General features: G+C 70.3%; 8 protein-coding genes and 2 pseudogenes. All 10 read right to left on the bottom strand.

The annotated features are described in order from the left end of the window. Positions 1-546, bottom strand: a pseudogene (locus ACYVE7_RS20410) (hypothetical protein); the annotation flags it as partial. A gap of 198 nt (positions 547-744) precedes the next feature. Next, a complete protein-coding gene (locus ACYVE7_RS20405; RefSeq protein ID WP_460366556.1) occupies positions 745-1,512 on the bottom strand; it encodes a TIGR03936 family radical SAM-associated protein in 768 nt (255 codons plus the stop codon). Between the two features lie 276 nt (positions 1,513-1,788). Beyond that, positions 1,789-3,723, bottom strand: coding sequence for a TIGR03960 family B12-binding radical SAM protein (locus ACYVE7_RS20400; protein ID WP_460366555.1), 1,935 nt, complete (start codon positions 3,721-3,723; stop codon positions 1,789-1,791). Between the two features lie 69 nt (positions 3,724-3,792). Further along, a complete protein-coding gene (gene rodA, locus ACYVE7_RS20395) occupies positions 3,793-4,956 on the bottom strand; it encodes a rod shape-determining protein RodA (RefSeq protein ID WP_460366554.1) in 1,164 nt (387 codons plus the stop codon). Continuing rightward, positions 4,953-7,001: a penicillin-binding protein 2 gene (gene mrdA, locus ACYVE7_RS20390; protein ID WP_460366553.1), complete on the bottom strand. Its 2,049-nt coding sequence runs from the start codon at positions 6,999-7,001 to the stop codon at positions 4,953-4,955. The genes rodA and mrdA overlap by 4 nt, the downstream gene beginning before the upstream one ends. Next, complete coding sequence (gene mreD / locus ACYVE7_RS20385) at positions 6,998-7,576, bottom strand: rod shape-determining protein MreD (RefSeq protein WP_460366552.1); 579 nt, start codon at positions 7,574-7,576, stop codon at positions 6,998-7,000. Before mreD ends, mrdA begins: the two co-directional genes overlap by 4 nt. 1 nt (position 7,577) lies before the next feature. Continuing rightward, positions 7,578-8,432 (bottom strand): rod shape-determining protein MreC, encoded by an 855-nt coding sequence (mreC, locus tag ACYVE7_RS20380; RefSeq protein ID WP_460366551.1) that lies wholly within the window; start codon positions 8,430-8,432, stop codon positions 7,578-7,580. Between the two features lie 129 nt (positions 8,433-8,561). Continuing rightward, positions 8,562-9,596, bottom strand: a complete 1,035-nt coding sequence (locus ACYVE7_RS20375; protein ID WP_460366550.1) for a rod shape-determining protein — start codon at positions 9,594-9,596, stop codon at positions 8,562-8,564. 260 nt (positions 9,597-9,856) lie between these two features. After that, a complete protein-coding gene (gene ndk / locus ACYVE7_RS20370) occupies positions 9,857-10,267 on the bottom strand; it encodes a nucleoside-diphosphate kinase (protein WP_460366549.1) in 411 nt (136 codons plus the stop codon). A 36-nt stretch (positions 10,268-10,303) separates the two neighbouring features. Then, positions 10,304-10,680, bottom strand: a pseudogene (locus ACYVE7_RS20365) (hypothetical protein); the annotation flags it as partial.

The following is a 10,680-nucleotide window of genomic DNA, read 5'->3' as shown; positions in this document are numbered from 1 at the left end:
GGCGGCCTTGCGGGTGGTGCGGCGACGCTTGGGCGCGGCCTCGGCGACCGGCTCCTCGGCCGGGGCGACGGCCTCGGGCTCAGCGGCCTTCGTGGTCTTGGCGGTACGGCGCGTGCGACGAGCCGGAGCAGGCGCCTCAACGGGCGTCTCCTCCTCGGCGACGGCCTCCACGACCACGGGCTCCGCGACCGGTTCGGCCTTCACCGCGGTCTTGCGGACGCGCGTGCGCCGGACCGGGGTCTTCGGCTCCGGCGCCACCGCCGCCACCTCATCATCCTCGAGAACGGCATCCTCAAGGACGGCATCCTCGAGGACGGCTTCGACGACGGCCTCGGCGTCCGGGGTCAGCACACCTGACTCCAGGGCCTCGACCAGCGGCGCGGCGGGCTCGGCCGGCGTCACGACGATCGTGGCGGGCACGTCGTCGGGCTCCGGCGGCGGACCTGCGGGACGGGCCGCGCGGCGGCGCGCCGGCGGCTTGCGCTTGGGCGTGGCGGACTCTTCCGTCACACCCGCGGCGGGTTCGTTCTCTTCGTTGTCGAGCATTCGGGTCGTCTCCCGTCAGGCTCCCGGGCAGCACCGATCCCGCCGCCGGCCGCAGCCGGGGCGTCGTTCTCGGTGCGCCGCACAGGAGCTCCTCAGTCTTGGCGTCGTGGCCATGCCACGACGAAGCTTCATGTGGACGCGCCCGACCGTCCCCTGAGGTCCACCGTCCGCGCTGGACGGCTTGCCCGGACCTCTTGGTCAGGCGCCGACGCCGGTTACCGCTCCGGCCGCGACCGCGTGGTCACGATCGGCTTCCAGCGGATCCGCGAGCCTTCCGGTGCTCTCGTCGAGCGGCCCCTGCGCCAGCCTGGTCACCAGTGGAGGTGACGGCGGCGCGAGGTCGGCTGCCTGACGGAGTCCGGTGAGGACGTCATCAGGACGTACGGCGGGTGTCGCGTGCCGTACGACCATGCGCAAAACAGTTCCCGTACCGGCGTCCGACGGTTCGACCGTCAGCGCGGCGACCGCGCCCCGGGCGTCGAACCGGCGCCGGCCCTTCTTGGTGAGGCGTTCCACCTCGATCATCTCGGACCCGAGAAAGGTCTGGACGGCGGGCTCGGCGGCGTCGGGTGCGACACCGTCCAGCCGTACCAGCCACTCGGACGCCTCGAGAAGGTCTGCCAACGCCGTGCCCACCCGGGCCGGCACCACGTCGATGACGTCGATGCCGTCGGGGAGCGCCGCGTCGAGCTCGGCTCGCACCCGCGCAGGGTCGCGGGTCTCGGTGAGCCCGATCTCGAGGTATTCGGCCTCGCTGGCCGTACCCGTGGCCGCCGCACCCGCGTAGGAGATCTTCGGGTGCGGAGAGAATCCGGCACTGAACGCGACAGGGATCCCGGCGCGCCGCACTGCGCGTTCCACGGCCCGGGAGATGTCACGGTGGCTGGTGAACCTCAGGCGGCCCCGCTTGGTGTAGCGGACCCGCAGCTTCTGGATCACCGGAGCCGGTGCTGGACCGTCCGGCATGGGAGCCAGTGGTCTTGTCCTTCCTCATCGTCGGTGGCCCGGTGGACCACCGAAATCTCGCTGTGCGGCCGCCTTCGGACGGCCCCAAACTCAAGTGTCTGCCCCTAGGGTACGGGGCCGGAGACCCGGCCCACGCCAGCGGCGTCCACCGAAAAGGCGGGAAGAGCCGGAAAGCCCCGTTCCCACAGCGGTTTGACGCCCTGACCACGAGCGAGGTTCACCTCGTGGGTCACTTCCCGCAAGTGAACACTTTTGAACCTCCGGGCGCAACGATCCTCAGCGGCCGTCGACCACCGAGAGCGGCAGCAGCTTCTTTCCGGTCGGGCCGATCTGGATCTCCGTGCTCATCGACGGGCAGACGCCGCAGTCGTAGCAGGGGGTCCACCGGCAGTCCTCGACCTCGACGCTCTCGTCGGTGGAGTCCTTCCAGTCCTGCCAGAGCCATTCGCGGTCCAGGCCGGCGTCCAGGTGGTCCCAGGGCAGGACTTCGACCTCTTCGCGCTCGCGGGTGGTGTACCAGTCGAGGTCGACGGTCTGGTCCTCGAACACCTCGGCGGCCTTGGCGATCCAGCGCTCGTAGGAGAAGTGCTCGGACCAGCCGTCGAAGCGGCCGCCGTCCTCCCAGACCTTGCGGATCACGGCGCCGACCCTGCGGTCGCCACGCGACAGCAGACCTTCGACGATCGACGGCTTGCCGTCGTGGTACCGCATCCCGATGGCGCGGCCGTACTGCTTGTCCATCCGGAGCGTGTCGCGCAGGGCGCGCAGCCGCCGGTCGACGGTCTCGTGGTCGGCCTGCGCGGCCCACTGGAACGGGGTGTGCGGCTTGGGCACGAACCCGCCGATGGACACGGTGCAGCGGATGTCGCGGCTGCCGGTGGCGTCGCGGCCCGCCTGGATGACGCGCTTGGCCATCGCGGCGATGGCCATGACGTCCTCGTCCTGCTCGGTGGGCAGGCCGCACATGAAGTAGAGCTTGACCTGCCGCCAGCCGTTCTCGTAGGCGGTGGTCACGGTGCGGATGAGGTCGTCCTCGGAGACCATCTTGTTGATGACCTTGCGCATCCGCTCGGACCCGCCCTCGGGGGCGAAGGTGAGACCGGAGCGGCGGCCGTTGCGCGAGAACTCGTTGGCCAGGGTGATGTTGAAGGCGTCCACGCGGGTGGACGGCAGCGAGAGGCTGGTCTGGGTGCCCTCGTACCGGTCGGCCAGGCCCTTGGCGACCTCGCCGATCTCGGTGTGGTCGGCGCTGGACAGCGACAGCAGGCCGACCTCGTTGAAGCCGGACGCCTTGAGCCCCGCCTCGACCATGTCGCCGATCGTGGTGATCGACCGCTCGCGGACCGGGCGGGTGATCATGCCGGCCTGGCAGAAGCGGCAGCCGCGGGTGCAGCCGCGGAAGATCTCCACGGAGAACCGCTCGTGGACGGTCTCGGCCAGCGGGACCAGCGGGGTCTTCGGGTACGGCCAGGCGTCGAGGTCCATGACGGTGTGCTTGACGATCTGCCACGGCACGCCGGGACGGTTCGGGGCCACCCGCTGGATCTTGCCGTCGGGCAGGTAGGACACGTCGTAGAACTTGGGCACGTAGACGCCGCCGGAGACCGCGAGGCGCATCAGCAGGCCGTCGCGGCCGTCGGGGCGGCCTTCGCGCTTCCACTCCCTGATCACTTCGGTGATCTTGAGGACGATCTCTTCGCCGTCGCCGAGGACGGCCGCGTCGAGGAAGTCGGCGATCGGCTCGGGGTTGAACGCCGCGTGGCCGCCCGCCAGGATGATCGGGTCTTCCTCCCCGCGGTTCACCGCCTCCAGCGGGATCCCGGCCAGGTCGAGCGCCGTCAGCAGGTTGGTGTAGCCCAGCTCGGTCGAGAAGGAGACACCGAGGATGTCGAAGGCGCCGACCGGGCGGTGGCCGTCCACGGTGAACTGCGGGATCTTGTGCTCCCGCATGATCGCCTCAAGGTCGGGCCAGACCGAGTAGGTGCGCTCGGCGAGCACGCCCTCGCGCTCGTTCAGCACCTCGTACAGGATCTGGACGCCCTGGTTGGGCAGGCCGACCTCGTAGGCGTCGGGGTACATGAGGGCCCAGCGCACCTCTGCGGAGTCCCACTCCTTGACCTGGGAGTTCAGCTCGCCGCCCACATATTGAATGGGTTTCTGCACCGACGGCAGCAGCGGCTCCAGCCGGGAGAAGACCGACTCAACAGGCATGGCTTACCTTCCGGAACGATGGCTGGGATCAACTGCCCAGCGTACCCGCACCCCGGGACTGCCGTGGCGTTACAGCGAGCGGCTGCCCCGCATGTGCACGCCCTGGAGCAGACCGAGGGCGATCAGGGTGGCGAACGTGGCGGATCCGCCGTAGGACACGAACGGGAGCGGCAGGCCGGTGATCGGCATGATCCCGATACACATCCCGACGTTCTCGAACGCCTGGAACCCCAGCCAGCAGACCACTCCGGTGGCCACCAGCGTGCCGAACATGTCGCTGGCGTGGACGGCGATCCGCAGCCCCCGGTAGAGCACGATCCCGATCAGGGCGACGATGACGAGCGACCCGACGAACCCGAGCTCCTCCCCCGCGACGGTGAAGATGAAGTCGGTCTGCTGCTCGGGGACGAACTGGCCGGTGGTCTGCTCGCCCTGGAACAGCCCCTTGCCGAACATGCCGCCGGAGCCGACCGCGATCTTCGCCTGTGCGGCGTTGTAGCCCGCGCCGCGCGGGTCGGCCGTCGGATCGAGGAACGCCGTGAACCGGGCGATCTGGTAGTCCTTCAGCAGCCCCATCATGACGACGGCGACCGCCAGCAGGATCCCGCCGGCGACCAGGCCGAGGGTCCAGCGCTTGGACGCCCCCGACACCGCGAGCATCCCCAGGACGACGGCCGCGAACACCATCGTGGTGCCGAGGTCGGGCTGGAGCATGATCAGCGCGGCGGGCACGCCCGCGACGGCGAGCGCGATCAGGATGTCGCGCCGGCCGGGGCCCACCTCACCGTCGCGCGGCTCCCCCAGGATCATCGCCATCAGCACGACCAGGCCGACCTTCGCGAACTCCGACGGCTGGATCTGGAACCCGCCGCCGATCACGATCCACGAGTGCGAACCGTTGACGGTGTCGCCCAACGGCGTCAGCACCACGATCAGGCCGAGCACCGACAGGCCGTAGAGGATCGGGGCGTAGGCGCGCAGCAGCCGGTAGTCGAACGACGCGACGACCCCGTACAGGACCGCGCCGATCGCCAGGTTGAGGACGTGTTTCTTCAGGAACGCCTCGGGGTCGGCGCGCAGCCCCGCGCGTGTCGCGGAGAACACCAGCAGCGAGGAGATCACGGCGAGGGCGAGCAGCGGCAGCACCAGGCCCCAGTCGAGCCGGCGCAGGACGGAGTCGCGCCGTGCCATCCGGCTGGTCCACGACCGCTGCGTCCCGTAACCGCCGATCATCGGTTCACCTTCGGAAGCTTGGCCGGCAGCTTGCCGCCGGGCAGGGCCGCGGGCTTGCCGTCGAGCCCGTACATCGCCTCGTAGATCTCCCGGACGGCCGGCGCCGCGTAGCCGCCGCCGGTGCCCGCGTCGGTGACCATGACGACGACCGCGTATCTGGGGTCGTTCGCCGGGGCGTAGGAGGCGAACCAGGCGGTGTCGTCGTAGCCGAAGACCTCGGCCGTCCCCGTCTTGCCCGCGATGTGCACCTTGTCCATAGGGAAGCCGGCGAACGCGCCGGCCGCGGTGCCGCCGGTCGTCACCTCGGCGAGGCTCTTGCGCATGTAGGCGAGGGTCTTCGGGCTGACCGGCAGCCGGCCGTCGACCTTCGGTTCGATCCGCCGGACCAGGGTGCCGTCCGGGCGGACGACCGCGTCGGCCACCCGCGGGACGACCAGCCTGCCGCCGTTGGCGACGGCCGCGTAGGCGCGGGCGAGCTGGAGCGGGGTGACGAGCACGTCGCCCTGGCCGACGGAGAAGTTCGCGGCGTCACCGGCGCGCCACACGAACCCCTCGGCGCAGTTCTCCTTGGAGATGGCCGTCAGGTAGGCGGCGCGCGTCGGGCTCTTCAGCTCGGGGTAGCCGGTCTTGGCGCGCTTGCAGTCGACCTTCTTGGTCGCCTCCCAGTAGTCGCGCTTCCAGGAGCGGTCCGGGATCCGGCCCGGCAGCTCGTTGGGCAGGTCGATCCCGGTGCGGGAGCCGAAACCGAACGCCCGCGCCATCTTGACCATGGGATCCTTCGGGTCCTTCACCGGCCGGGTCGAGCCGTCGCGCAGCCACTCGTCGTAGGCGAACTTGTAGAAGATCGTGTCGCAGGAGACCACGAGCGCCTGGTGCAGGTTCATCGGCCCGTGGCCCTGGCCCTCGAAGTTGTGGAAGACCCGGTTGCCGACGGTGTAGCCGCCGGGGCAGTCGTAGGTGCCGTTCAGCGGGTAGCCGTCGCTGATCGCGGCCGCCAGCGAGGAGACCTTGAAGGTCGAGCCGGGCGCGAACTGGCCCGAGATCGCCCGGGAGATCAGCGGCTCGCCGCGCTTCTTGCCCAGCAGGGCGTCGTACTCGTCCTGGGCGATGCCGCCCGTCCAGATGGACGGGTCGTAGGTCGGGTAGGAGGCGAGCGCGACGACCTTCCCGGTCTGGACGTCCATGACGACCCCGGCCGCCGACGGCTTGCCGCCGTGCTTCTTCACCTTGTCGACCTGCCGGGCGATGGCCTTCTCGACCGCCGCCTGCACCTTGGCGTCGATGCTGGTCACGAGGTGCGCGCCCGGCACGGCCTCCTCTTCCGAGGCGATCCCGGTGACACGTCCCCGGCTGTCGACGTTGACCTTCCGGACGCCGGGGACGCCGCGCAGGTCGACGTCGTACTCGGCTTCGAGGCCGTCGCGGCCGATCAGGTCGACCCCGCTGTAGCCGGTGACCTTCAGCCCCTTGCGGAGGTCGAGTTCGCCCTGGGTGACGGGCTGGAGGTAGCCGAGCGCCTGGGCGGCCGACGCGCCGTCCGGCCGCGGGTACTCCCGGACGGCCTGGACCTGGGCGATGATCCCGGGGAACTCCTCCTGCCGTTCCAGGATCTGGATGCCCTGCCGCGGATCGACCCGGTCCTCCACGGGGATCGGCTGGTAGGGCGAGCCGGGCCAGCACGGCCGGGGCACGGTCGGCGAGCAGAGCCGCACCTTCTGCTGGATCTTCTCCGGCGTGGTGCGCAGGACCCCGGCCAGCTTCGCCAGGACCGCGGCCCCCTTGTCCTTCTGCCGCGACAGGACCGTGGAATCCACCGACACGACCAAGGCGGTCCTGTTCCTGACCAGGGGCAGGCCGCGGTCGTCGAGGATCGAGCCGCGGACCGCCGGGACCACGATGTCGCGGGTCCTGTTGTCGGCCGCGACCTCCTGGTAGTGCTCGCCCTGCAGGACCATCAGAGTCCACATGCGCCCGCCGAGCACCACGAGCAGCGCCCCCACCAGGACGTGGAGCACGACCAGCCGCGTGTGGGTGCGCGGATTCATCGGTTCTGCCGCCCGAGCGTGGCGTACCCGGGGACGGACAGGCCGCCGCGCGGGCCGGTGCGTTCGGTGCGCCGCGACAGCCGCAGCACGATCCAGACCACGAACGGGCTGGCGAGCAGGTCGTACAGGACCGTCAGCGGGAGGATCCGGGAGACCAGCGGCCACGCGGCGCGCGGATCGCCCAGCATCATCCCGACGACGGCGTAGGCCAGCGTGCCCAGCAGCGCGCCGACGGCGACCGCGACGAACGGCAGGGTCTGCGACCGCTCCATCTCATCGCTCACCAACCCGCACGCGTACCCGATCAGCGTGTACACCAGCGCGTACATGCCGATGGCGTGGTCGGCGGGCGGCACCAGATCGGTGGCGAGCCCCGCGCCGAACCCGGCGACCATGCCGACCATCTCGCCGTTGAACAGCGCCAGCGCCACGACCGTCAGCAGCACCACGTCAGGGGTGACGTTGCCGGGCAGCGGAAGCCGGTTGGCGACCGCGACCTGGAACACGATCGCGGCGAGGATGATGAGGAACGCGCGGAGCTTGCCGCCCTGCGCCTCCTCCACGGAGTTGAGCACGTCAGTTCCCCTGGGGGCTCGTGGTCGGGCGCGCGGTCGGCTTGGGCGGCAGGACGGCGTCGTGCGGATTGCTCTTCGGCGGCGCGACGACCACGCCGACGACGTCCAGCCGGGAGAAGTGCACGAACGGCCGGATCAGCGCGGAGCGCGTCAGCGAGCCGGGGGTCTGCTCGACCTTGACGACCTCGCCGATCGGCACGCCGGGGACGTACGGCCGGTCGGCCTGCGAGCCGAGGGTGACGATGCGCTGGCCGACGGCGAGCGGGGCGTCGGCGTCCAGGAGCTGGAAGCGGAGCGGCGCGTTGCCGACGCCGATGCCGCGGCGGCCCGCGCCGTGCAGCACCCCGATCTCCTTGGAGTCCTCCAGCCGGGCGCCGACCGTGGACGCGGCGTCGGTGGCGAGCAGGACCGTCGCGGTGGCGGGGCCCGCCTTGGTGACGCGTCCGACCAGGCCGTCGCCGGTCATCACGGTCATGTCGGGCTTCACCCCGGACAGGGTGCCGGCGTCGATCGTCACGGTGTCCTCGAGCCCCTGGCCCGCGGAGATGACGTTCGCCGCGACGATCTTGTATCCGCCGAGGCCCGCCGAGCCGAGCAGCCGGTCGAGCTGGTCGGCGCGGGTCTTGTCGAGGGTGTTGGAGCGGAGCTGCTCGCGGAGCCGCTGGTTCTCCTTCTGCATCCGCTGGGCGTAGTCGCGCTGGCCCGGCGCGTCCTTCAACGCGTCGAAGGTGTTGCCGACGGGCCGCACCACACTGGCCGCGACCCGCTCCACCGGACCGAACACGGCCGCGCCGACGCCCCGCAGCCCGCGCAGCGGCGAATCCTCACCACCGCGGTAGTCGACAGTGATCAGCACCAACGAAATCGTCAGCAGAATCCCCAGGACGAGCCTGGTCCGACCGCTGTCCCTCACCCCGACCCCTCACCCATCGACACCTGAACACCGCGAACCCCGGATCCCGCGCGAGGCGGGGAGGGCACCGGGTCAGTGACGCGGCTCGGGGACGAGGACCTGGCGGAGCGATTCGAAGTCCTCGACGCACTTGCCGGTGCCGAGGACGACGGAGTCGAGCGGGTTGTCGACGAGATGGATCGGCATCCCGGTCTCCTCGCGGACCCGTTCGTCGAGGTTCTTCAGCAGCGCGCCGCCACCCGTCAGGGCGATGCCCCTGTCCATGATGTCGCCCGACAGCTCGGGCGGGCACTTGTCGAGGGTGGTCTTGACCGCGTCGACGATCGCGTTGACGGGCTCCTCGATGGCGCGGCGCACCTCTTCGGCGGAGATGACGACGGTCTTCGGCAGGCCGGAGACCAGGTCGCGGCCGCGGATCTCGGCGTGCGGCTCCTCGTCACCCGACGGGAACGCGCTGCCGATCGCGATCTTGATCTCTTCGGCGGTGCGTTCCCCCAGCATCAGGGAGTACTCCTTCTTCGCGAAGGTGATGACGGCCTGGTCGAGCTCGTCGCCGCCGACGCGCACCGACTGCGAGGTCACGATGCCGCCCAGCGAGATGATCGCCACCTCGGTGGTGCCGCCGCCGATGTCGACGACCATGTTGCCGGTCGGCTCGTAGACCGGCAGGCCCGCGCCGATCGCCGCGGCCATCGGCTCCTCGATGATGAAGACGCGGCGGGCGCCGGCCTGGTAGCCGGCCTCCTTCACCGCGCGCTGCTCCACCCCGGTGATCCCGGACGGCACCGCGACCACGATCCGCGGCTTGGCGAAGTGCCGCCGCTTGTGGACCTTCTGGATGAAGTAGCGGAGCATCCGCTCGGTGACGTCGAAGTCGGCGATCACACCGTCCTTGAGGGGACGGACGGCCACGATGTTCCCCGGGGTGCGCCCGATCATCCGCTTGGCCTCTATGCCCACGGCGACGATCTTCCCCGTGTTGGTGTTGATCGCCACGACGGACGGCTCGTTCAACACGATTCCGCGACCACGCACATATACGAGCGTGTTCGCGGTTCCCAGATCGACGGCCATGTCACGGCCAAGGAACGACAGCTTGTTACCCATGGAGAAAAGGGGGCCCTTCCTGCTGGTGGTGACACCAAAGCGGACAGTCGGAGCGGCGTGTTCATCGTAACGCGATAGTGGCGCCCCCGGCAGTCACCAAGGCAACGCGCGTTACCCGAGAATCGACGCCGAGGCTGTTAAGTTTCCCGCAAAACGACTGCCGTGCCCCAAGCAGGGTGCCGTAAACACGGCCGCACCGCGCGCCCGATGGTACTGGCGCGCGGTGCGGAACGTGGCTGGTTCCGGCAGGAACCTTTTTCTCAACCCAGCTCGGGGAAGAAGATCTTGACTTCGCGGGCGGCGGACTCAGGCGAGTCGGAGCCGTGCACGATGTTCTCGCCGATCTCCAGGGCGAAGTCGCCGCGGATGGTGCCGGGGCCGGCCTCGACCGGGTTGGTGGCGCCCGCCAGGCCGCGGAAGGCCTTGATGGCGTGCGGACCCTCGGCGACGATCGCGACGAGCGGGGCGCTGGTGATGAACTCGACGAGCTCACCGAAGAAGGGGCGCTCGCGGTGCTCGGCGTAGTGCTCCTCGGCGACCGCGGTGGTCAGCGTGCGCAGCTCCAGGGCGACGAGCTTGAGGCCCTTGCGCTCGATGCGCGAGACGACGTCGCCGACGACGCCCTTGCGTACGCCATCGGGCTTGATCAGGATCAGAGTGCGCTCGGACACGGATCTATCTCCATGGTGTTCAGTCGGTGCTACAGGTCAGTGGAATACGGTGGAAAGACTATCCGGAGTCCGCGCCTCGCGACGCCGTGCCACCAGGACGATCACGATCCCGAGCACGACGGCGACCCCGCCCGCGACGATCAGCCACATCCGGAACCCCTCACCGAGCGCGATCACCTGGCCGGGCGCCGTCGTCGCCTGCTCCACTCTGTGGATCTCCAGCGAGCCGCAGATGAGATGGCCGACCAGGACCGAGGGGAAGCACAGCGAGAGCCCGAACAGCGCCGAGCCGAGCCGGGCGTCGCGCAGGGAGGCCGCGAGGGCCAGCCCCGCGCCGAGACCGAGCAGCACGAGGGACGCGCCGAGCAGCACGGTTCCGTCGGCCGGGTCGGTCCTGAGCAGGGCGGCGACGG

This window comes from Actinocorallia lasiicapitis (genome assembly GCF_054778695.1).
Note: the sequence above shows the minus strand (reverse complement) of the source record. Positions and strands in the feature narration are given on the sequence as shown.